The sequence below is a fragment of the Listeria booriae genome (assembly GCF_000766865.1).
GTDB classification, from domain to species: Bacteria; Bacillota; Bacilli; order Lactobacillales; family Listeriaceae; genus Listeria_A; species Listeria_A booriae.
This window is the reverse complement of record NZ_JNFA01000023.1, coordinates 230969-251273: the sequence shown is the minus strand read 5'-3', so window position 1 is coordinate 251273 and position 20305 is coordinate 230969. Positions and strand designations below refer to the sequence as shown.

At 42.9% G+C, this 20305-nt stretch carries 25 protein-coding genes and 1 riboswitch; of the genes, 17 read left to right on the top strand and 8 right to left on the bottom strand.

Annotation, left to right across the window (positions count from 1 at the left end):
• The first annotated feature begins 161 nt into the window (after window positions 1-161).
• The 3 genes from queG to nfsA are packed head-to-tail and all read left to right on the top strand — an operon-like array spanning window position 162 to window position 2551.
• Window positions 162-1286 (top strand): tRNA epoxyqueuosine(34) reductase QueG, encoded by a 1125-nt coding sequence (gene queG / locus EP57_RS09195; RefSeq protein ID WP_114982971.1) that lies wholly within the window; start codon window positions 162-164, stop codon window positions 1284-1286.
• A gap of 5 nt (window positions 1287-1291) precedes the next feature.
• Window positions 1292-1801 carry a tRNA (uridine(34)/cytosine(34)/5-carboxymethylaminomethyluridine(34)-2'-O)-methyltransferase TrmL gene (trmL, locus tag EP57_RS09190; protein WP_036085983.1) on the top strand — a complete coding sequence of 170 codons (510 nt, stop codon included), beginning with the start codon at window positions 1292-1294 and terminating at the stop codon, window positions 1799-1801.
• Between the two features lie 12 nt (window positions 1802-1813).
• Window positions 1814-2551, top strand: coding sequence for an oxygen-insensitive NADPH nitroreductase (gene nfsA, locus EP57_RS09185; protein WP_036085981.1), 738 nt, complete (start codon window positions 1814-1816; stop codon window positions 2549-2551).
• Between the two features lie 46 nt (window positions 2552-2597).
• On the opposite strand, the gene EP57_RS09180 is transcribed toward nfsA, so the two are convergent.
• The 3 genes from EP57_RS09180 to EP57_RS09170 all read right to left on the bottom strand — a co-directional run bounded on the left by EP57_RS09180 (window position 2598) and on the right by EP57_RS09170 (window position 4304).
• Complete coding sequence (locus tag EP57_RS09180; RefSeq protein ID WP_036085980.1) at window positions 2598-3071, bottom strand: low molecular weight protein-tyrosine-phosphatase; 474 nt, start codon at window positions 3069-3071, stop codon at window positions 2598-2600.
• Window position 3072: 1 nt separating this feature from the next.
• Complete coding sequence (locus EP57_RS09175; RefSeq protein ID WP_036085979.1) at window positions 3073-3810, bottom strand: SMI1/KNR4 family protein; 738 nt, start codon at window positions 3808-3810, stop codon at window positions 3073-3075.
• 65 nt (window positions 3811-3875) lie between these two features.
• Window positions 3876-4304, bottom strand: a complete 429-nt coding sequence (locus tag EP57_RS09170; RefSeq protein ID WP_036085978.1) for an Rrf2 family transcriptional regulator — start codon at window positions 4302-4304, stop codon at window positions 3876-3878.
• A 188-nt stretch (window positions 4305-4492) separates the two neighbouring features.
• On the opposite strand from EP57_RS09170, the gene EP57_RS09165 reads away from it, so the two are divergent.
• The 10 genes from EP57_RS09165 to EP57_RS09120 all read left to right on the top strand — a co-directional run bounded on the left by EP57_RS09165 (window position 4493) and on the right by EP57_RS09120 (window position 13453).
• A complete protein-coding gene (locus EP57_RS09165) occupies window positions 4493-4966 on the top strand; it encodes a Dps family protein (RefSeq protein ID WP_036085977.1) in 474 nt (157 codons plus the stop codon).
• Window positions 4967-5029: 63 nt separating this feature from the next.
• Window positions 5030-5647, top strand: a complete 618-nt coding sequence (locus EP57_RS09160; protein ID WP_036085976.1) for a hypothetical protein — start codon at window positions 5030-5032, stop codon at window positions 5645-5647.
• A gap of 143 nt (window positions 5648-5790) precedes the next feature.
• Window positions 5791-6093, top strand: a complete 303-nt coding sequence (locus EP57_RS09155) for a HesB/YadR/YfhF family protein (protein WP_036085975.1) — start codon at window positions 5791-5793, stop codon at window positions 6091-6093.
• A gap of 124 nt (window positions 6094-6217) precedes the next feature.
• Window positions 6218-7339, top strand: coding sequence for an MBL fold metallo-hydrolase (locus EP57_RS09150; RefSeq protein WP_114982927.1), 1122 nt, complete (start codon window positions 6218-6220; stop codon window positions 7337-7339).
• A 10-nt stretch (window positions 7340-7349) separates the two neighbouring features.
• Window positions 7350-7574, top strand: a complete 225-nt coding sequence (locus tag EP57_RS09145) for a DUF3006 domain-containing protein (RefSeq protein ID WP_036085972.1) — start codon at window positions 7350-7352, stop codon at window positions 7572-7574.
• 84 nt (window positions 7575-7658) lie between these two features.
• Window positions 7659-7767: riboswitch (SAM riboswitch) on the top strand.
• 134 nt (window positions 7768-7901) lie between these two features.
• The gene (locus EP57_RS09140; protein ID WP_036085971.1) at window positions 7902-8957 is read left to right on the top strand and encodes a methionine ABC transporter ATP-binding protein; all 1056 of its coding nucleotides are present in this window, start codon (window positions 7902-7904) and stop codon (window positions 8955-8957) included.
• Entirely contained in the window at window positions 8917-9567 is a 651-nt protein-coding gene (locus EP57_RS09135; RefSeq protein WP_036085966.1) for a methionine ABC transporter permease, read from the top strand. The genes EP57_RS09140 and EP57_RS09135 overlap by 41 nt, the downstream gene beginning before the upstream one ends.
• Window positions 9568-9595: 28 nt before the next feature.
• Window positions 9596-10450 (top strand): MetQ/NlpA family ABC transporter substrate-binding protein, encoded by an 855-nt coding sequence (locus EP57_RS09130; RefSeq protein WP_036085962.1) that lies wholly within the window; start codon window positions 9596-9598, stop codon window positions 10448-10450.
• Between the two features lie 12 nt (window positions 10451-10462).
• Window positions 10463-11665 carry a M20 family metallopeptidase gene (locus EP57_RS09125; protein WP_376698013.1) on the top strand — a complete coding sequence of 401 codons (1203 nt, stop codon included), beginning with the start codon at window positions 10463-10465 and terminating at the stop codon, window positions 11663-11665.
• Window positions 11666-11803: 138 nt separating this feature from the next.
• Window positions 11804-13453, top strand: coding sequence for a peptide ABC transporter substrate-binding protein (locus EP57_RS09120; protein ID WP_036085960.1), 1650 nt, complete (start codon window positions 11804-11806; stop codon window positions 13451-13453).
• Between the two features lie 26 nt (window positions 13454-13479).
• On the opposite strand, the gene EP57_RS09115 is transcribed toward EP57_RS09120, so the two are convergent.
• Together EP57_RS09115 and EP57_RS09110 are read right to left on the bottom strand one after the other, a co-directional pair.
• Window positions 13480-14697, bottom strand: a complete 1218-nt coding sequence (locus EP57_RS09115; RefSeq protein ID WP_036085957.1) for a CynX/NimT family MFS transporter — start codon at window positions 14695-14697, stop codon at window positions 13480-13482.
• Between the two features lie 5 nt (window positions 14698-14702).
• Window positions 14703-15383 (bottom strand): FadR/GntR family transcriptional regulator, encoded by a 681-nt coding sequence (locus EP57_RS09110; protein WP_036085954.1) that lies wholly within the window; start codon window positions 15381-15383, stop codon window positions 14703-14705.
• 159 nt (window positions 15384-15542) lie between these two features.
• Here EP57_RS09110 and EP57_RS09105 point away from each other — a divergent pair, with 159 nt between their 5' ends.
• The gene (locus tag EP57_RS09105; protein WP_052167621.1) at window positions 15543-16601 is read left to right on the top strand and encodes an AI-2E family transporter; all 1059 of its coding nucleotides are present in this window, start codon (window positions 15543-15545) and stop codon (window positions 16599-16601) included.
• A gap of 43 nt (window positions 16602-16644) precedes the next feature.
• Here EP57_RS09105 and EP57_RS09100 read toward each other — a convergent pair whose 3' ends face one another.
• On the bottom strand, window positions 16645-17532 hold the full coding sequence (locus EP57_RS09100) for an alpha/beta hydrolase (RefSeq protein ID WP_036085953.1): 888 nt from the start codon (window positions 17530-17532) through the stop codon (window positions 16645-16647).
• A 6-nt stretch (window positions 17533-17538) separates the two neighbouring features.
• Complete coding sequence (locus EP57_RS09095; RefSeq protein WP_036085951.1) at window positions 17539-18363, bottom strand: alpha/beta hydrolase; 825 nt, start codon at window positions 18361-18363, stop codon at window positions 17539-17541.
• A 167-nt stretch (window positions 18364-18530) separates the two neighbouring features.
• Here EP57_RS09095 and EP57_RS09090 point away from each other — a divergent pair, with 167 nt between their 5' ends.
• A complete protein-coding gene (locus tag EP57_RS09090; RefSeq protein ID WP_036085950.1) occupies window positions 18531-18989 on the top strand; it encodes a DUF4064 domain-containing protein in 459 nt (152 codons plus the stop codon).
• A 97-nt stretch (window positions 18990-19086) separates the two neighbouring features.
• Complete coding sequence (locus tag EP57_RS09085; RefSeq protein WP_036085948.1) at window positions 19087-19293, top strand: hypothetical protein; 207 nt, start codon at window positions 19087-19089, stop codon at window positions 19291-19293.
• A gap of 68 nt (window positions 19294-19361) precedes the next feature.
• On the opposite strand, the gene EP57_RS09080 is transcribed toward EP57_RS09085, so the two are convergent.
• On the bottom strand, window positions 19362-19613 hold the full coding sequence (locus EP57_RS09080) for a DUF3116 family protein (RefSeq protein WP_036085947.1): 252 nt from the start codon (window positions 19611-19613) through the stop codon (window positions 19362-19364).
• A 382-nt stretch (window positions 19614-19995) separates the two neighbouring features.
• Here EP57_RS09080 and EP57_RS09070 point away from each other — a divergent pair, with 382 nt between their 5' ends.
• Window positions 19996-20295 carry a lmo0954 family membrane protein gene (locus EP57_RS09070; protein WP_036085945.1) on the top strand — a complete coding sequence of 100 codons (300 nt, stop codon included), beginning with the start codon at window positions 19996-19998 and terminating at the stop codon, window positions 20293-20295.
• Window positions 20296-20305: the final 10 nt, after the last annotated feature.

Sequence of the window (20305 nt, the reverse complement as noted above, 5' to 3'; positions counted from 1 at the left end):
CGTGAAGTTTTCGAGGAGCTAGCCGATGAAGCTAGACACGAATGGAGCGCGAACCAAACAACCCAGAACATGACGCTGGGCCTTTTTTATGTAACAATGACTTTTATGGAAGACAAAGATAAAATCTAAGAACCGAGGTGCGAACCTTGCAAAATATAGACATGAAGCAGTTAAAACAAGACATTATTCAATACGCGAACGAAATAGGTATTCAAAAAATAGGATTTGCTTCGGCTGATCCTTTTTTGGAGTTGAAGGCTAGGTTGGAAGTCGCTGTGAAAGAGGATGTGTTGACGGGGTTTGAGCATCCAAACATCGATGAGCGGGTGTATCCTGACCTTATTTTTGATGAACCGCGGTCGATTATTGCGATTGCGCTGGCGTATCCTTCGAAGATGAAAGAGGAGCCTGTGAGTCGTAGGGAAGCGCGTCGTGGTGTTTTTTCACGGGCATCGTGGGGGACGGATTATCATACGGTGTTGCGTGAGAAGTTGGCGAAATTAGAGACTTTTATTACGGAGCTTGTTCCGGAGGCGCGGTTTAAATCAATGGTCGATACGGGAGAGCTTTCGGACGTTGCAGTGGCTGAGCGCGCTGGACTTGGTTGGCGGGGCAAGAATACGTTGCTTATTTCGCCGGAATTCGGTTCTTTTATTTATTTGGGCGAGATGGTGACGAATTTACCTTTGGCGCCGGATAAACCGATGGGGGATTTGTGCGGGGATTGTAATAAGTGCGTCGAAGCTTGTCCTACCGGCAGTTTGCTCGGTGAAGGAAAGATGAACCCGAAGATTTGTTTGAGCTATTTGAGTCAGACGAAAGGCTTTTTGGATGAAAAATATCGCGATGTGTTGCATAATCGGTTATATGGTTGCGACACGTGTCAGGTGGTTTGTCCTTACAACCGCGGGCATGACTTTCATTTCCATGAGGCGATGGAGCCAGATCCTGAACTTGTGAAGCCTGAATTAAAGCCGCTTCTTTCGATTTCAAATAAAGAGTTTAAGGCAAAATTCGGACCGATGGCAGGTTCGTGGCGCGGCAAAAAGCCCATTCAGCGCAATGCGATTATTGTGTTGGCGCGCTATAAAGACAAGACCGCGGTACCCGAGTTGATTCGGTGTATGACGGAAGACACGCGGCCAGTTATTCGTGGGACGGCAGCTTGGGCGCTTGGTAAAATTGGCGGAGAAGAAGCCAAAGAAGCGTTGCAAGTGGCGCACGACGAGGACAATGAAGTGCTCGCAGAAATTACGCGGGCGAAGAATTTAATAGGAATAAGGTGAACGGATTGGCAAATCATATAGTACTTTTTCAACCAGAAATCCCGGCAAATACGGGAAATATTTCGAGAACATGTGCGGGGACGGATACTTATTTGCATCTGATTCGCCCACTCGGTTTTTCGACGGATGACAAGATGTTAAAACGCGCAGGGCTCGATTATTGGGATCATGTGAAGTTGGCATATTATGACTCGATTGAGGAATTTTTTGAAAAGAATGCTGGCGGCGAATTTTATTTTATTACGAAATTTGGGCGCCATTTGTACAGCGATGTCGATTATCAAGACACAGGTAAGGATTACTTCTTTATTTTTGGGAAGGAAACAACGGGTCTACCAGACGAGATTCTAGCGGCGCATGAAGACACGTGTTTGCGCATTCCGATGACAGACCACATTCGTTCGCTCAACTTGTCGAATACCGCGGCCATTTTGATTTACGAATGCTTGCGACAACAACAATTTGGCGAATTGGACCAAATGCCACATTATGATCGTAAAATTTTTAAAGATTAGGGGATGAGTCGTATGAACGAGACGATTGAAGGAATTTTAAGTCACTATTCGGTTCGGGAATTCACCGACCAAGCGCTGACAAAAGCAGAAATTGATCTACTTGTAAAAAGTGCCCAAGCAGCCTCCACATCTAGTTTTGTACAGGCGTATTCGATTATTGGCGTATCAGACATGGCCTTGCGCGAATCGCTGTCTGAAATTGCAGGAAATCAACCATATGTCATCAAAACAGGGCAATTCTTTGTTTTCGTGGCAGATTTATCACGGCATCACAAAATTGGCGAGGCGCGCGGCGTAGCGACAGACTCCTTATCATCGATGGAGCGCTTACTCGTAGCAACGATTGACGCAACGCTAGCAGCTCAAAACATGGCTATTGCAGCAGAATCCATGGGCTTAGGAATTTGCTACATTGGAGGCATCCGCAATGACTTGGCAAAAGTGGCCGAACTTCTACATATTCCAGACTACGCAACGCCATTATTCGGCTTAACAGTCGGACATCCAACAGCCAATTCTGCACCAAAACCACGCCTATCATCCGAACTGGTCTACCACGAAAATCAGTACCAAGAAAAAACAATGGACGACTTCATCCAATACGACAACACCATTCGCGACTATTACACCGCAAGAACTGGCGGAAACCGCGTAGAAGGTTGGACAGACCAAATCGAACGTGGTTTAAAACATTCCACAAGACTTGACCTAAAAAGCTTCTTAGAAAGCAAAAAATTAGGTAAAAAATAAACAACAAAAAACGTATCATCCAGCTAGTGCGGAGATACGTTTTTGTTTATAATGAAAACTTTTCCCGAATCGCTTTTAAAAGCCCATCACATCCAGCGCTAACAAGCCGCTCTGTTTCTGCGAAATTTCCCGTATAGTACGGATCAGGCACATCATGTTGCCCTTCATCAGGCGCAAAGTCCATCAATTTTTTCAACGCAACGTCGCTTTCCAGTGGTTTTAACGCTTCTAAATCCTGCATATTTGAGCCATCCATGCCAATCACATAATCGAAATCGGCGAAATCATCCTTATCAATCAATCGCGCCCGCATTTGCGAATAATCAATCCCATGCTTCGTCAAAACTTGCTGCGTGCCGCGATGTGGCGGATTTCCCAAATTCCAATTTCCCGTCGCCGCAGAATCAATCCGAATCGCATCACTAAGCCCTGCCGCATCTACCTTCGCGCGAAACATACCCTCCGCCATCGGAGATCTGCAAATATTCCCTAAACATACAAATAATACACGAACAACCATCCTAATCCTCCCATTCTTTGCGCAATTCCGCAATCTTTTCAGGCCAAATGTGTTGCGATTCCAGCCATTCAAGCATCGCAGTCACACGACTTTCGTCCAATTTTCGCCGGAAATAAAAGATTTGATTTTCCAGCAATGTCACACCAATCTGCTGATACGGCGACTCCTCTGAATGCAACAAGCCATCAATCCGCGCCAAATACCACGATTTATCCTCACAATCCTCCAGCAATTCAAGAATCTGCAACGTCTTCGCCACATTCGCAAGCGCCAACATCTGCTCCACCTTCACAAGCGGATAACTAGGCACCGACTCGACCGGAAAAGGAGAAAAGTAAAGCGAATCCATAAACGCCGCAAAACTTTCCGCAACAACCAACGTCTGCAATGTCTCAAAATCCACATAAATCACACGCGGCGCATCCGTCTGATAATCAAGCCCAATATACCGATCCCCATCCCGATGAAAATACACTTGGCGTCCCGGCAAATCGACATCATCCTCCTGAGGAATCGCCATCTGCAACTCAGCAAGTCCTGCAAGCGTATAAATTTCCGCATCTGCCAAACCATAAGACGTCGGTTCCGACACAGCAAAATGGTTTTTCGCCAAAAGCCCGCCATCATGAACCGATAACAATTCCTTATAAAGCGCCGGCAAAACCAGTTCATGCTCCTGTTCCCAAGCCACAATCGAATGCTCCGAAGCAGGCTTTCGTCCGCGTAACCAAACACCCATCACCTAAAGCCTCCTTATAAAAATCAGTTTTGACCATTGCCAGCATCAAAACTGATTTTCCCATCTTATTCTGCTATTTCCGTACGAATCGTATCTACCACATCAGCCATTGTCCGATTCGCCAATACTTGCTCCATTGCTTTTTGCGCCTCAATCAGCGTCTGTTCCATGGCATCTTGAATATGCGCCCCAACTTGACAATTCGGATTGGGATTTTCGTGAAATTGAAACAGCTCGCCATCTTCTACACTATCCACCGCCTTATACACTTCCAAAAGCGTAATCTCAGTAAGCGGTTTTAAAAGTGTTGCGCCTCCAGAACCAGCTTTCACAGCAATAAGCCTTGCATTTTTCAGCTGTCCGCTAATTCGTCTAATCACCACAGGGTTCGTATTGACACTCGCAGCAATCCGCAAAGAGGTTAATGGTGGCTCTTCCATAGCAATTAGTGATAAAATATGGGTAGCAACAGTAAAACGGCTACTTATTTTCATCCAAATCAGCTCCTTTGTAACAATTGTAGTTACAAAACAGAAAGAAGTCAATAGACGCGCCTCGTGTTTAAAACAGCAGAAATGTGGTAAAAAAGTTTGTGAGGCGACACACGATTGGACAAATCGTGGAATCTAGTTTATAATTATTATTAGATAATAGTTATTATAAATAAGGAGGAGAATTATAAATGAAAACAATCAATTCAGTAGACACAAAGGAATTTTTAAACCATCAGGTGGCGAACTTAAGCGTATTTACGGTGAAAATTCACCAAATCCACTGGTTCATGCGTGGCCATAACTTCTTTACATTACATGAAAAAATGGACGATCTTTACAGCGAATTCGGCGAACAATTAGACGAAATCGCAGAACGTTTATTAGCAGTAGGTGGCGCTCCATTCTCCACACTAAAAGAGTTTTCCGAAAACGCAAGTGTAGAAGAAGCACCGTACACAAAACCAAAAACAATCGATCAATTCATGGAAGACCTTACAGGCACGCTAGAATTGCTACGTGACGAATACCAACAAGGTATCGAGTTAACTGGCAAAGAAGGCGACGACGTAACACAAGACATGTTAATCGGCTTCAAGGCTTCCATCGACAAACATATCTGGATGTTCAAAGCATTCCTAGGAAAAGCACCACTTGAGAAATAAGTAGAACAAGACGCAGAGCCTTCTTTTTCGAGGCTTTGCGTTTTTTATATCGGAGGTAAAGACATGTCTACGGACAAATACCATTTTACAAACCAATTCTCGTTCAAAAACATCGAAACAATCCGCGATGAAGGCGTCGCGCTTTTAGATATTTTTGAAGAAAATGAAGACAAGCTTTATGGCATTGATTTTCTGCCAAAAGCCATGATGAACGCCTATATATACGACAGCTATTTCAATGTGTACTATCGCTCTAAGCAAAAAGAGGCCATAGCGGCACACAAGGTATACGAAGAACGCTTCTTAAAAGTAATACTAACAATCATGGGATACAGTCATGATACATATGTGGAAAGTGACGAACTGCTCAAAAAACACGGGACAGACATTATGGCGATTCCTGCTGACACGATGGGAAATGTTCATCTTGCAAAACCAAGAAAGAACTGGCGCTATTTTTATCAGAGATTTCGCAATGAAAAGCCAGAAAAACAAATCGACTTGCTTTCTTTATTTCAACAAGCATTCCGTGATTATACGGATGTTGTGATTTATTTATGCGATCTCCAAATCATTTTATTTTTCTCCGATTTGTATGTTGTTTGTCTCATCGAAAACGAGGAGTCGCGCGAATTCTTGGAGCATATTTGTACAACAGAAGGCTTATATCTACGTTCATAAATAACTGAAATTTCATAATATAAGTTTCAACACAGCCAAACGGTGGTAAATAGAAATTATCTATTCTGTAAGCAAAAATAATGCGAAATGTATAGATATCTGCTATTCTTGCAGTAATTGAAAGAGGAAGAGGAGTGATGACAATGCAAATCGAAGTAAGCGATCAAGCACAACAATGGTTTAGAAATGAGTTTAACACGGGCGATGGAAACGGAATCAGACTATTCGCGAAATATGGTGGCTCAAATAGCTCGCTCCATCCAGGATTTTCGATTGGATTGGTGGCCGAAAAACCTACAGAAGTGGCATTGCAACACCAAATCGACGATATTTTATTTTACGTAGAAGACCACGATTACTGGTATTTCAAAGACCACGATTGGGTAATTGACTATAATCCTAAAAACGAAGAAGTAACCTTTAAATTTTTCGAGAAAGTAAAATAAGTAAGCCTGACAGGTTCCAGAATTGGGGCCTGTTTTTTGATTAGAAATCTCCCAAGTTGTGGCGTGCCTATTTACTCCCCGCAACGATTCTGCTATTCTAAAGAGATAGAATTAGGGAGTTGAGATTTTGAAGAAATTAACATTATGGAGCATCGTGACGATTTTCATGTTGGCGCTACTTAGCGGATGCTCGAATAACACATCATCATCAAGTATGACAGAAAGTACATTGAACGGCGCGAAATTCACGTTTTTCGATGTGGGGCAAGGAGATAGTACGCTAATTCAAGCCGATGACGGCACGACGATTTTGATTGATACAGGCCGTCATGATGATAATCGGATTTTGACGTATTTAGAGAAGGCGAACATTAAGAAGATTGATTTGTTGCTTTTGACGCATCCGCATTCTGATCATATTGGGAACGCGGACAAAGTCATTAAGCAATATAAACCGAAAGAAATTTGGATGGATGGGCTTGTTTTTAACAGTTCGATTTATGAGCGGGTTATTGACGCGGCGCTTGCTTCAGATGCGAAGTATAAAGAACCACGGCGCGGTGAGAAGGCGACATTTGGACCTTTTGGCATTCAAGTGTTGAGTCCAGACAAGCTTTCAGATAACGCGAATAATGATTCGATTGCGATTCGTTTGACGTACAAAGATATTGCGGCGATTTTCACGGGAGATGCGGAGAAAGGGCGCGAACGTGAGATGGTGGACAGTGGTTTGAAACTGGATGCACAGATTTTAGATTTGGGGCATCACGGTTCCTCGACATCGAACCAGCCATACTTTTTAGACGCTGTGAAACCAGAAGTAGCGGTATATTCTGCGGAAAAAGGCAATTCTTACGGTCACCCGCACCGTGAAGTTATCCAATGGCTAAAAGACCGCGATATTAAGACATACGGCACCGATGTGGAAGGCACAGTAACCATTGAAACAGATGGCAAACAGATCCACGTAGCAACAGAGAAATCCGGCACACCAGCTCCTGGAAACGATAACGGCAAGCAAAAAACAGAAGAACCCGGCGAATCCATTCCAATGCCTGACAAAATCAACATCAATACAGCTACCGCCGAGCAATTGCAATATTTACCAAGTATCGGCCCAGTTTTAGCCGATAAAATCATCGCTGAAAGACCGTACCGCACCATTGACGACCTCAAAAAAATCAACGGCATCGGCCAAGGCATCGTACGGCAAATTAAAGAGCAAGGCAAAGCAACCGTAAAGTAGGTGAATCAAGATGAAAAAAGCGATTTTAGACCAAGTGGAAGACGGAAAAGCAGTTTTTCTACTCGAACCGAACCAACAAACATGGACGATTCCACAAGCCGAATTACCAGCAGGCATTCACGAAGGTAGCTCCGTCATCATCCAAGGCAAAAAGATTACACTAGACACAAAAACAACCGCTGAAAATAAAGCTCGAATCGCCGCAAAGCTTGAGCAGTTGCGCAACAAGAAGTAATAAGCCACCAAGAAATTTTGAAAAAGTGGTTGACAGTATCCGAAATAAACGATATAGTTATAAAAAATAAATAACGACTTACACATTTTATCCAGAGAGGTGGAGGGATTTGGCCCTACGAAACCTCGGCAACAGATCAGATTATGATACTGTGCCAATTCCAACAAGCATAACCGTGCTTGGTAGATAAGGTGGGACGACAAAGACTGCATTAATATGACTGTATAATTATTCGGTACATAGATGTTTGGATTAGAATCTCCTCTTATTAACTTAAGGGGAGATTTTTTTGTGGGTAAGGTTCGGACAACTTGGGGGAGTGAGAAAATGATTGAATTTAAAGACGTAACAAAGACATTCAAAAGCGGCGGCAAAGAAATTACAGCACTAGACGGCGTCAGCTTGACCATTGAAAAAGGCGACATATTCGGTGTTGTCGGTTTTAGTGGCGCAGGTAAAAGTACGTTGATTCGCACGGTGAACTTGCTGGAGCGACCAACGACAGGCTCAGTAACGATTGCAGGAACAGATTTAACCCGTTTAAGCTCGAAAGATTTACGCGCAGAACGAAAGAAAATCGGAATGATTTTTCAACATTTTAATTTGCTAAATTCGAAAACAGTATTCGACAACATCGCGGTGCCGCTAGCATTAATACATACGAATCGCAAAGAGCGCGAGAAGCGTGTCATGGAATTATTAGAATTCGTCGGTCTCGCCGATAAAGCCAAAAACTACCCAGACCAACTATCCGGTGGGCAAAAACAACGTATCGGCATCGCCCGAGCGCTAGCAACCAACCCTGATATCCTACTCTGCGACGAAGCCACAAGTGCTCTCGATCCAGAAACAACTGGCGCAATCCTAGAACTACTTAAAAAAATCAATAAAGAATACAATATTACGATTCTACTTATCACTCACGAAATGTCTGTTATTCGCGAAATATGCAACCGCGTAGCCGTGATGGAAGGTGGGAAAGTCATTGAAGAAGGCAGAGTGTTTGACATTTTTTCGAATCCACAAAGTCAGACGGCTCGGAACTTCGTTAAAACGGTTATCAATGACGATATTCCAGCAAGCGCTTGGAAGCTTATCCAGAATCATGACGCAACGGTTTGGAAATTTACTTTTGTTGGTGAATCTTCAGGAAATCCATTACTATCGAATATTGCGAAACAATTTGATGTAAACGTTAGTGTTTTAAGTGGGAATATTTCTGAAATTCAAGATATTGCATTCGGATACATGATTGTCGAAGTCACAGGAGATGCTACCGAAATCGCGAAAGCATACGATTACGCAGCCACACAAAACGTCAAACTAGAGGAGGTAACTGTCGATGGAAGTCACAACGGAACAACTGCTAACAGCGTTTACTGAAACACTTTACATGGTCACTTGGTCACTCCTTTTCGCCTGTATCATTGGGATTCCACTCGGCGTTCTTCTCGTCGTTACACGAAAAGGTCATATTTTACAAAACACGGTGATTTTCAATATTTTGAACCCCATTATTAACATTTTGCGATCCGTGCCGTTTATCATTTTACTCGTAGCACTAATTCCGATTACGCGCTTCATCGTGGATTCCTCTATAGGCGTGAAAGCAGCGATTGTACCACTTGTTTTCTACGCAGGTCCATACATTGCCAGACTTGTGGAAAACTCGCTCTTAGAGGTCGATCAAGGCATTATCGAAGCCGCACAAGCAATGGGCGCAAACGCATGGCAAATCATTTGGCGCTTCATGTTGCCAGAGGGCTTAAGCTCACTCATCTTAACATTGACCACCGCAACAATCGGACTGGTTGGAGCAACCGCAATGGCAGGTGTTGTTGGGGCAGGTGGTATCGGGAATTTAGCCATCACCTACGGCTACCAACGCTACGACAACATCACGATGCTAGTCACAGTAATCATTCTTGTCGTCATCGTCCAAAGTGTCCAATCACTCGGAAACTTTATCTCACGCAAAATTCGCAGACGTTAAAAAATTATATAAAAGGGAGTTTTTATTCATGAAAAAATTAATTTTAGTTTTAACTTTAGCATTATTAGCAGTTGTCGTTACAGCATGTGGTGGCAGCGATGAAAAAGCAAGCGGCGACGAGAAAAACCTCGTTATCGGCGTAAGCGCAGGAGACCGTACGTGGCCAGAAATCAAGAAAATAGCTGAAAAAGAAGGCATCAACATTGAACTAAAAGAATTCAGCGACTACGTATTACCAAACCGTGCTTTAGCAGATGGCGACCTAGATGCCAACGCATTCCAAACAATCGCCTATTTCGATGATTTCATTAAAGAAAACAAACTAGACCTAGAACCACTTGCATCAACAGTTATCGCACCAATGGGCGTATATTCAAACAAAGTAAAAGACATCAAAGACATTAAAAATGGCGCAACAATCGCAGTTCCAGACGACAGCACGAACTACGGCCGCGCATTACTACTTTTACAAGAAGCAGGTTTAATCAAGTTAGTCGACGATTTTGACGGAAAAGGCTCGCCTGATGCAGTAAAAGAAAATCCGAAAAAACTAGACATCAAGCCAATGGTTGCCGGTCAAATCCCGCGCGCATTAGATGACGTGGATGCAGCTGCCATCAATAACGGCGTTGCAGTCGAAGCCAAACTTGATCCGCTAAATGACGCTATTTTCCTAGAATCCGATACAGCAAAACCATATATCAACATCATCGCAGTACGCAAAGGCGACACAAAACGTGAAGCGCTACAAAAAATCGTGAAAATTTACCACTCCGATGAAATGAAACAGTTTATCGACAAAACATATAAAGGTAGCTCCATCCCAGCATTCATCCCACTTGACGAACTAGCGAAATACAAAGAAACATGGTCTAAAAATTAAAAAATAGGAGGTATCCGCGCAATGGTACAAACAAAAATCGATTTAGCAAAGACAATCCAAACGAACATTGATGCACATAAAGACTTTTATATAGAAGTAAGCCATGACATTCACGATCACCCTGAAATCGGTAACGAAGAATTCTACGCTAGCGAGAAATTGGCAAGTATTTTGCAAAAAGCGGGTTTTGAAGTCGAACTAGATGTTGCAGGTCACAAAACAGCATTTATCGCCCGTAAAAAAGCAAGTAAACCAGGAACGACAGTCGCTTTCCTAGCAGAGTACGACGCTTTACCTGGTCTTGGTCACGCATGCGGTCATAACATTATCGGAACAACAAGTGTCGCGGCAGCTATTGCGCTAGCCGAAGTGATTGAAGAAGTGGGCGGCGAAGTAGTTGTGCTTGGAACGCCAGCCGAAGAAGGCGGACCAAACGGCAGTGCCAAAGGAAGTTTTGTCAAACATGATTTGCTTGGAGGCATTGACGCGGCATTAATGATTCACCCATCCAACGATTCTGCGCTAACAACGCCATCTTTAGCGGTTGATGTTTTAGAATTCGAGTTTTTCGGAAAACCAGCCCATTCGGCGGCGAATCCAGAAGACGGTATTAATGCCCTTGATGGCTTGATTCAATTTTATAACGGTGTAAATGCTTTGCGCCAGCACGTGACATCTGATGTGCGCATCCATGGCGTCATTCTAGACGGTGGGCAAGCGCCAAATATCGTTCCTGACTACACGAGAGCCCGTTTCTTCACACGCGCTGCCAAACGTCGTCATCTGGACGAAGTAACGAAACGCGTGATTCAAGTAGCAGAGGGTGCAGCGATTCAAACCGGCACAACATTCAAAGTAACGAACATCCAAAACGGCGTCGATGATTTCCTCATAAACAAACAATTCAACCGTGTCTTTGCTCGCATTGCCGAACAATTAGACGAGCCGGTAAAAACAGATAGCCGCGGCATTGGTTCTACAGACGCAGGCAACATCAGCCAAGTTCTACCAACAATTCATCCGTACATCAAAATCGGACCAAGTGATCTTGTCGGGCATACGGTCGAATTCCGCGAAGCCGCTAGATCAGAAGTCGGTGATCAAGCCCTTATTAAAGGCGCGAAACTCATCGCTCTAACAGCGCTAGAACTGTATACAGATCAACAACTACTAGCTGACATTAAGAAAGAATACGAAGAAACCAAACAAATTTAGCATAGAAAGAGGCGAGTCTCGGCTTGTCTCTTTTTTACGTTATAAATAAAACAATTCTAATAATTTAGAAATAATTGTTTATTTTAGAGGGGAAATAATGTATGATAAACATATTCACACAAAAAAGGGGAGTTACAGATGAAAAAAAGATATAAACTAGGCACAATCCTACTAGCGAGCGCACTCATTTTATCCGCATGCGGTGGAGGAAAAGACACAGCAAGTGAAGCCAGTGACAAACAAGTCCTGCGCGTCATTGAATCCACAGAAATTCCACTGATGGACACAACGCTAGCAACCGATGGCGTCAGCTTTACCGCAATGAATCAAGTATTTGAAGGGCTGTACACCTTAGACAAAAACGACCAAATCATTCCAGCCGCAGCAACCGCAATGCCAAAAATAAGCGAAGATCAAAAAACATACACAATCCAAATCCGCGATAACGCCAAATGGTCGGACGGTTCTGAACTTACAGCGAATGACTTCATCTACGCATGGCGCAAAGTCGTAGATCCAACATCTGGAGCTCAATATTCCTTCCTATACCGCGACATCGTCCAAAACGCGAGCGAAATCCTAGACGGCAAAAAAGACCCAACCGAACTTGGCGTCAAAGCATTAGACGACAAAACGCTTCAAATCAGCCTAACACAAGCAGTACCATACTTCAATTCACTTCTAACATTCGGTCCATTCTACCCGCAAAAAGAAAGCTACGTGAAAAAAGAGGGCAAAGACTTTGCGAAAGATTCTGACCATATGATCTATAACGGCCCATTCACGATGAAAGACTGGTCCGGCACAAGCAAATCATGGAAGTTTGAAAAAAACGATGACTATTGGGATAAAGACAACGTCAAACTAGACCGCATCGACGTCCAAGTAGCCAAAGAACCCGGCGCAGCAGTAAACCTATACAACACAGGCAAGGTCGACCGCGCACCACTTACAGGCGACTACGCAAGCCAATACAAAGATAACAAAGAATTCGTCGCAGAACCAGATTCTTACGTTTACTGGCTTAAATTCAACCAAAAGCGCGATGGCAAAGCAACCGATGTAGCCAACCTCTATTTACGAAAAGCGATTGCCCAAGCTATTAATAAAGAAGCGCTTGCCGACACGGTCATTGCCAACGGAGCCACACCAATCAACGGCGAAATTCCAAGAGGTTTTGCCCAAAATCCAAGCACAGGTAAAGACTTCCGCGAAGACAGCGGCGACCACCTAACGCACAATGTCAAAGCCGCCCAAGCCAATTTTGCAAAAGCGCAACAACAGCTCGGAAAAAACGATATCACACTTGAAATCGTCGGCGATGACCAAGAGTTCGCGAAGAAAACGCTAGAATTCATCCAAAGCGAACTGCAGACGAACCTAAAAGGCCTTACCATCACACTAAAAACAGTGCCATACAAAAATCGACTAGCACTCGATCAAGCCCAAGACTACACCGTACAACTATCACGCTGGGCACCAGCCTATAAAGACCCAATGACCTACATCGCGAGCTGGGAAACAGGCAACAACTACAACAACATGGGCTACTCCAATCCAGCCTACGATAAACTAACAAAAGACATCACAACAACACTGGCTACAAACCCAGAAGCCCGTTGGCAAGCAATGCTCCAAACCGAAAAAGTCCTGCTTGACGATGACGCAGCCATTGCACCACTATATCAAAACGCGACAGCAGTTCTGGAAAAACCATACGTAAAAGGCGTTGTCAAACATCTATTTGGCGCCCCGTATAGCTTCCGTTGGGCTTATATCACTAAATAAAGAAATCCGCCACCTGGCGGATTTCTTTATTTAGAAAACACTTTCTTATCCCGAGCCGCATCGAGCCCCGTAACAAACAATACCAACGTCGCGAAAACCAAAATCCCAAGCGGAATCACATACCCACCCGTCAAATCATGTAGAAAACCGAATAAAGTTGGCATCGCCGCGGCAAGCAAGTAACCGATTGACTGCGCCATGCCAGACAAATCCGCCGCTTCAATCGCTGTCGTCGTCCGTAAATTGAAAAACATCATACACACACTAAACGCCGTCCCCGAAGCAATCCCGATAATAAACACAGAAGCCGTAATCAACCAAATATGCCCCGAGCCAAACATCAACCCGCCCGTTCCAGCAAGCAATAATAAGCACATTACAATCACAATCGGCTGCTGCGACTTCATTTTGCTAGCAATAATCGGCACGACAAACGTAAAAGGTAAGATCCCGAGTTGCAAAATCGACAACATAAATCCAGCCTGCGCACTCGCCACCCCTTGGTCAATTAAAATCCCAGGCAACCAAGCCACCATCACATAAAAAACAGTAGACTGCATCCCCATAAAAATCGTAATTTTCCAAGCGAGCGGGGACTTCCAGATATTCTGTCTTTTCGGTGTGGCCGCAACGTTCACTGGAGCAGTTCGCGTATTGTGTCGCAACTGTGGCAACCAAACAACGAGCGCGATAACCGCAAATACAGACCAAATAACAAGCGCCCCTTGCCATCCTAGTCCAGCATTCACCGCAATCGGCACGCTAAGCCCGGAAGCAAGCATCGCCGAGACATTCATCGAAATCGAGTAAATCCCAGTCATCAAGCCCATTTTAAACGGAAATTCTTTCTTAATTAAGCTCGGTAACAACACATTTCCCACTGCAATCGCAAGCCCAATCAAGAAAGTCCCGAATAAAAGTACCGGAATGCCACCAAACGGTCGAATCAAACTCCCAAAAACCATAAAACAAAGCGCAAAAAAGACGAGCAATTCCATGCCCCATTTCCGTGCTAGTTGCGATACAAAAGGAGACAAACCTGCAAAAGCAAGCAAAGGGAGCGTCGTCAAAAATCCTGTCATCGTGTTTGACAGCGGCAAATCAGCGCGCATATAGCCAAGTAAAGGACTAATCGCCGTAATTGGCGCTCGTAAATTCGAGGCGACCAGTATAATTCCGATAATTAATAATAACCGACTGCGCACCTTCACGTTTTCCTGTGCACTCACAAGCTCTTTCCCCATCAATTTCATTCTCCTTTCTTCGGCAAAATAATTTGTTTAAAGTGCGAAATATACATATCCACACAATGCACCGCAGAAGCCGCATCTTGATTCCGAATAGCCAAAATCAAATCATTATGCCCAGCCGCACTCGCATCGTTCATCTCTGTCGTACTCGTAATCGAAATCTGAATCTCTTCAAATAAATGCGCGTACATATCAATCAGTAACGGATTATAAGAAGCCGCCGTAATTGCCTGATGCAACTGCCAATCCGATTCCACAAACTTCTCTAAATTATTCTCGGTCGTATATTGAAAACAAAGATCGCGAAACTTCTCCATCTCCGTCAAATCTTCCTCTGTACGCCGCAAACAAGCAAGCGAAACCGCCTCACGATCCAGCGCATGCCGCACCTCTAAAATCTCCAAAACCGCCGCACTCTGAATCCGTTTTTGTAAAACCGCATTTAATTCACTCGTCGTTAAAACAAATGTCCCATCGCCTTGCTTCACTTCAAGCAAACCAACATGCGCCAGCGCCCGAATGGCTTCCCGCAACGTATTACGACTCACGCCAAACTGCTCCATTAATTCTGCTTCCGTCGGCAACCGATCACCGACTTCCCAAACACCGCTCTTAATCATCTCTTCAATTTGGCTATATACTTGCTCTACCAACGATTTCTTCTCTAATTTATGTAACATATTCAAAACTCCTTTAAAGGTAGGATGATTGGTTCATAGGATATGTTACGCGATTTTTAGAAGAAAGTAAAGAGGAAAATAATAAAAAACCGACATAATTTTTCAGAAAAAAAGAAAAGTATGCTAGAATGATAAGGAAAACGATTGGAGTGGTGTTCAGTGGAAGAACTATGGGAGAAATTTAAAGCAAATATAGGATTGCAGCGAGTTCTTATTTTCGCGCTACTCATTTTTGTACTGTACCTAGTAAGGAGTATGATTGACTTAATCTTACTCACATTTATTTTTACATTTTTAATTACACGGTTGGAAAAAGTGATTTTGCGGTGGGTGAAAGTGCCGAGAAAGCTTATCGTGACGGTATTATACATACTGATTGTCATCTTCCTTTACATCGCGATAACGCATTATTTGCCAATCATTATCGAGCAAATCATTTATACGTTCAACGCAGTCATGAAATTTTACAACAACCCAGGAAACAATGATTTTATCAAATATGTCATGGGCCTAATTAATGACTCAAACATCAAAGCGTATATCAATTCCGGCTTGAAATTCATTATTGGTTCACTGAGTGGCCTTGGAAGTATTGGTATATCATTCTTTATGGCATTAATTCTAAGCCTTTTCTTCTCACTCGAGCAAGAGCGCGTGGTCAAATTCTCAAGCAAGTTCTTAACAAGCAAAATCGGCCCAGTGTTCCGAGAAGTTGCCTATTTCGGCAAAAAATTCATCAGCACATTCGGCGTCGTACTAGAAGCACAATTCTTAATCGCGCTTGTCAATACATTCTTAACGACGATTGCGCTTATCGCGATGGGCTTCCCGCAAGTTTTGACATTATCGATCATGGTTTTCCTTTTAGGATTAATACCGGTGGCTGGGGTCATCATTTCCTGCATCCCGCTATCCATTATCGCGTACTCAGTCGGCGGAATCACAGATGTCATCGTCATCCTCATCACCGTTGTCATCGTGCACGCCATCGAAACCTATTTCTTAAATCCAAAACTAATGTCATCTAAAACCGATTTACCAGTATTCTACACGTTCATCATCCTCATCTTCTCAGAACATTTCTTCGGCGTTTGGGGACTGATTGTCGGAATCCCAGTTGTTGTCTTCCTATTCGACGTTCTAGGCGTAAGAGGGGACGAGAGCGAACTAAATAACCGCAATTTCTGGGGCTTCAAAAAGAAGCAGAAAAAAGCATAAAAAAAACGCTGAATCGCAATCGGATTCAGCGTTTTCTTATACACTATGACGACGGCCACAAGAAATCACTCACAGCCGCATCGACATCTTTATTCTCATGTAATTTACTATGCTGTGCTTGTTTCCCTGTAAACGTAAGCTCCTTATAATTCGCCACCTGATCAAAAATAAATTTCCCTGATAAGGCACTTGCTAGCGAAACACTCGTGTCACTTTTCGTACCATCTTCTACATCACCAGCAATATTCAAAACCTCAAGTGTTGTAGGAATTACTTTTTTATTCGTCATAAAATTGGCGAAACGCTCTGTTTTCGTCGCAGGTCCAGTTTCAGTTAAATCATAAGCCGTCTTGCCATCCTTACCGATTTCTAGTCCATTAAACGGAGAGCCAATCGCGACAAATTTCTTAACAGTAGGGAAGTCGGGTTTATTACCAACCTCTTCTAAATAGCCTGTCCAATCTACGCCGCCCATCGAATGACCAACAACATTGACACTCGGAATATGGTATTCGCTTTTTAATTTTAACATGACATTTTGTAACCAGACTGTCTGGTTTGTGAGGGAACTTTTATTATCCTCAAAAAGTACTTGAATCAGCGGGTTCTTCGCGAATTTATCCCAATCACCAGTCACATTGACAGCGCCCTGGGGAGTAACAGAAACGACTAAAGAACGCGTGGCATCGCCATTACTTGCTAGACGATCCATCATGTGACCCATCGAATTCTTCGTCCCAGAATACCCATGCAAAAACAACGTCGGTACATCAATCGTTTTCACCTTCTCAGAGTTTTTAACCGCCGCCGCTTTTTTCACTTCCGCTGTCTTCTTTGTATCCTCTTTCGCCACGTCATGCGTGCCAAATATAAAACCAAACCCAACAAAAAATAGGGCGATAACTGCAACAACTGTTAGAATTTTCTTCATGTGTGACTACTCCTTAAATCCCCATAAAAATTTGGCGACATAATTATCGACAACAGGGAGTTCGTGCATATTACTATGTTTGGCCGTAGGACCTGTGAGCGTGTGTGCTTCTACTTCTTGATTTGTAAACAATTTTTTCCCATACATAACACTGTCAATCTTCACTTCACCATCGCTATTGGAGCCATCTTCTAGATTACCGCCAATAATCAGGATTTGTGTCGAGCTAGTAAGTCTGTCTTCCATTTGCTTGGCGAACTTCGTATGAATCATGCTGGCATTATCCAAATCTACTTCTTGATCCCCGTTCACATATTCTTCCGGGTAGAATGGAACCGCCAAAAAGACGATTTTCTGAACTTCTGGGTAGTTCGGTTTGTTAGCGTAAGAGGCAAGGTAAGAAACCCAGGCACCGCCACCCATCGAATGGCCAACCGCATTGAATTTCGTGACCTTATACGTATCTTGCAAATAACGCAACACTTTCTTCGTCCAGAGCGATTGCTGAGTGACCGTCGCCCGGTTATCCGCAAAAACAACATTGATTAGCGGGTTATCTTTATCATTAGGATACGTCCCTTTCACTGATATATCTCCAGTGGGGCTTACTTTCACCGTCAAAGCATCTGTCGCCCAATCATACTTCTGATCAAAACGGCGAATCATCCCGTGAAGCGACCTGTCTGTCCCGCGATACCCATGAATAAAAATAGTCGGTGTCGCGCCTTGATTCACTTTCGGGTAAGTCCCGTGTAACTGAATCAAAATGAAGACCGACGCCGCCACAAAAATAGCAGACAGAAACCCCATCCATAAACTTTTTTTCCACATAGTCCATATCCTCTTTTCCAATTTAACAACATTTCTATGTAAATTATACAAGTTTTTGAAGGAAAACGCATCTTCTAACTTATCTTAAACAATACTTTATTTTTACAGTGAGCTAAATTTATAGTATACTTAAAGGCAAACATGTAGGAAATGAGGGAAGTTTTAATATGATTAAACGTACAGCAGAGGTTGTTCTATCTGTGATTGGGATGCTGTTCGGTATGGTAACGCTGTTTGGTTTTACAGCTATCGGTTTTATTTTAGATAAAGCGATTAACAAGCCAGGTGGAGCGGAAACCTTTACTGAAGATTATTACAAACAACTAAAAGAATCTGGTATTCCTGTATCAGAAGTGCCTAGCGCGAAACAAATACTAGATATGGTACATACATATGCCATTTTGGCCTTGATTGCAGCCATTATCTTCACGGTTTTAGTAATTATCGGACTTGTTTGTATCACAGGGAATAAGAAGCCTGTTTTAGCTGGTTTCATGTTTTTAATTGCTGGTATTCTTGTAACAATCGGTGGCTTTGTTGTCGCAGGCTTTGTACCAGGATTACTGCTTGTTATTGCAGCGATTCTAAGCTTTGTCCGCAAGCCAAAAGATCCGTTCGCGATATAAGAAAGAAACCGTGCCTTTTTACATGGTGCGGTTTATTTTTGTTTTGGAGTGGGAAATAGAACAACATAAGCGAAGACATTTGAGGGAGGCTCACAAAATGAAAAATAAGAAGAATTGGTTATTGGTTGGCTCTATCGTTGGAGCAGTCGGTGGAATTGTGACGTACGCCATCTTAAATCAGCGCACATTGGACCCATTTGAAGAGGGCAAAGAAGACGTAGAGGACTTAGAAGGAAATAACATGGTTTCAGAAGGTGCGATGACAAGTATTAGTTATGAAAACCGAAAACAAGAAAAGAAATAAATATCGCGCACGTTCATTGTAGCCTGCCGCCAAGCATCTTCACTTGGCAACAGGCTTTTTTTTTCATCTCAATGACGGCTTTTCTCTATTAGTTTTTGCCCTTTGGGTGTTATTTGGTAGCTGGTATCATCCAAATGGTATACGCGAAAGACATATCCGTAGCTTTCCAATGTGTAGAGGACTAAAAGTATGATATCTTTACTTAAATCTGTTTTTCTCTCTATATGCGAACTTGCCTTGTTGAAATTTGTTAATGATAAACCACCGTCTTCCAAACTTTTTAAAATGGTGGTCAAATGTTTGTTTATATCGCTATTCATTCCCCTTCACCTCTATTTCAGTTCATCCCATAAAACCGTATCCTTTACACATTGGAGATCCCTTTTTTTAATGTGTGGATAATCACCCCCAGTACGAGTAGAATAGATTGTTTTTACTTGTTTTATCACCTCCCAACCAGAGTATAACCTTTGTAAATAAAAAATAAAAATCTGAATCGATAGAATTTGTAATAAATAAATCAAAAATGAAAAATAAAATGATAGTTGCTTTTTCAAGGCGAAAATTATAGAATTTGGGAGTAAGGGAAAGTTTTTAAGATAGTAGGACTCGAGTTGTAGTAAAAGTTCCAACCCTAGTAGCTTACCGAAGTTGCGGATATCTTTTATGATAGTTGTATAGTAAAGCGAGGAGGACAAAGTCATGAGAGGAATTATAATTGGAATATTAGTCGCAGCACTTATTATTGCAATCATTGTTTTCCTATGGCCCGCAATTATGGCGGCGCTTGGAGCTGCACTTGGTTTTTGGGCATTAAGACAATTAATGATAGCAAACACGACTTCTGAAAAAATTCTGTATGGCGTACTTATTGGTGTTGGCGCACTAGTCATCTTATCTAATTTACAAGGTGTTATAACCGTAGCCATCATTGCCGCACTTGTCTATTTCTTGACGAGAAATAAGCGTAAACCTAGCAATCCGAATACATTTGATTATTAATATAGACGAA

What these genes read in the sequence shown, in the direction of transcription:
- EP57_RS09165 (WP_036085977.1), top strand. Translation starts at nt 4,493, where the DNA reads ATGAAAACAATCAATTCAGTAGACACAAAGGAATTTTTAAACCATCAG.
- nfsA (WP_036085981.1), top strand. Translation starts at nt 1,814, where the DNA reads ATGAACGAGACGATTGAAGGAATTTTAAGTCACTATTCGGTTCGGGAA.
- EP57_RS09095 (WP_036085951.1), bottom strand. Translation starts at nt 18,363, where the DNA reads ATGTGGAAAAAAAGTTTATGGATGGGGTTTCTGTCTGCTATTTTTGTG.
- EP57_RS09140 (WP_036085971.1), top strand. Translation starts at nt 7,902, where the DNA reads ATGATTGAATTTAAAGACGTAACAAAGACATTCAAAAGCGGCGGCAAA.
- EP57_RS09100 (WP_036085953.1), bottom strand. Translation starts at nt 17,532, where the DNA reads ATGAAGAAAATTCTAACAGTTGTTGCAGTTATCGCCCTATTTTTTGTT.
- EP57_RS09145 (WP_036085972.1), top strand. Translation starts at nt 7,350, where the DNA reads ATGAAAAAAGCGATTTTAGACCAAGTGGAAGACGGAAAAGCAGTTTTT.
- EP57_RS09090 (WP_036085950.1), top strand. Translation starts at nt 18,531, where the DNA reads ATGATTAAACGTACAGCAGAGGTTGTTCTATCTGTGATTGGGATGCTG.
- EP57_RS09155 (WP_036085975.1), top strand. Translation starts at nt 5,791, where the DNA reads ATGCAAATCGAAGTAAGCGATCAAGCACAACAATGGTTTAGAAATGAG.
- EP57_RS09175 (WP_036085979.1), bottom strand. Translation starts at nt 3,810, where the DNA reads ATGGGTGTTTGGTTACGCGGACGAAAGCCTGCTTCGGAGCATTCGATT.
- EP57_RS09120 (WP_036085960.1), top strand. Translation starts at nt 11,804, where the DNA reads ATGAAAAAAAGATATAAACTAGGCACAATCCTACTAGCGAGCGCACTC.
- EP57_RS09115 (WP_036085957.1), bottom strand. Translation starts at nt 14,697, where the DNA reads ATGGGGAAAGAGCTTGTGAGTGCACAGGAAAACGTGAAGGTGCGCAGT.
- EP57_RS09160 (WP_036085976.1), top strand. Translation starts at nt 5,030, where the DNA reads ATGTCTACGGACAAATACCATTTTACAAACCAATTCTCGTTCAAAAAC.
- EP57_RS09135 (WP_036085966.1), top strand. Translation starts at nt 8,917, where the DNA reads ATGGAAGTCACAACGGAACAACTGCTAACAGCGTTTACTGAAACACTT.
- queG (WP_114982971.1), top strand. Translation starts at nt 162, where the DNA reads ATGAAGCAGTTAAAACAAGACATTATTCAATACGCGAACGAAATAGGT.
- EP57_RS09180 (WP_036085980.1), bottom strand. Translation starts at nt 3,071, where the DNA reads ATGGTTGTTCGTGTATTATTTGTATGTTTAGGGAATATTTGCAGATCT.
- EP57_RS09080 (WP_036085947.1), bottom strand. Translation starts at nt 19,613, where the DNA reads ATGAATAGCGATATAAACAAACATTTGACCACCATTTTAAAAAGTTTG.
- EP57_RS09170 (WP_036085978.1), bottom strand. Translation starts at nt 4,304, where the DNA reads ATGAAAATAAGTAGCCGTTTTACTGTTGCTACCCATATTTTATCACTA.
- EP57_RS09085 (WP_036085948.1), top strand. Translation starts at nt 19,087, where the DNA reads ATGAAAAATAAGAAGAATTGGTTATTGGTTGGCTCTATCGTTGGAGCA.
- EP57_RS09110 (WP_036085954.1), bottom strand. Translation starts at nt 15,383, where the DNA reads ATGTTACATAAATTAGAGAAGAAATCGTTGGTAGAGCAAGTATATAGC.
- EP57_RS09070 (WP_036085945.1), top strand. Translation starts at nt 19,996, where the DNA reads ATGAGAGGAATTATAATTGGAATATTAGTCGCAGCACTTATTATTGCA.
- EP57_RS09130 (WP_036085962.1), top strand. Translation starts at nt 9,596, where the DNA reads ATGAAAAAATTAATTTTAGTTTTAACTTTAGCATTATTAGCAGTTGTC.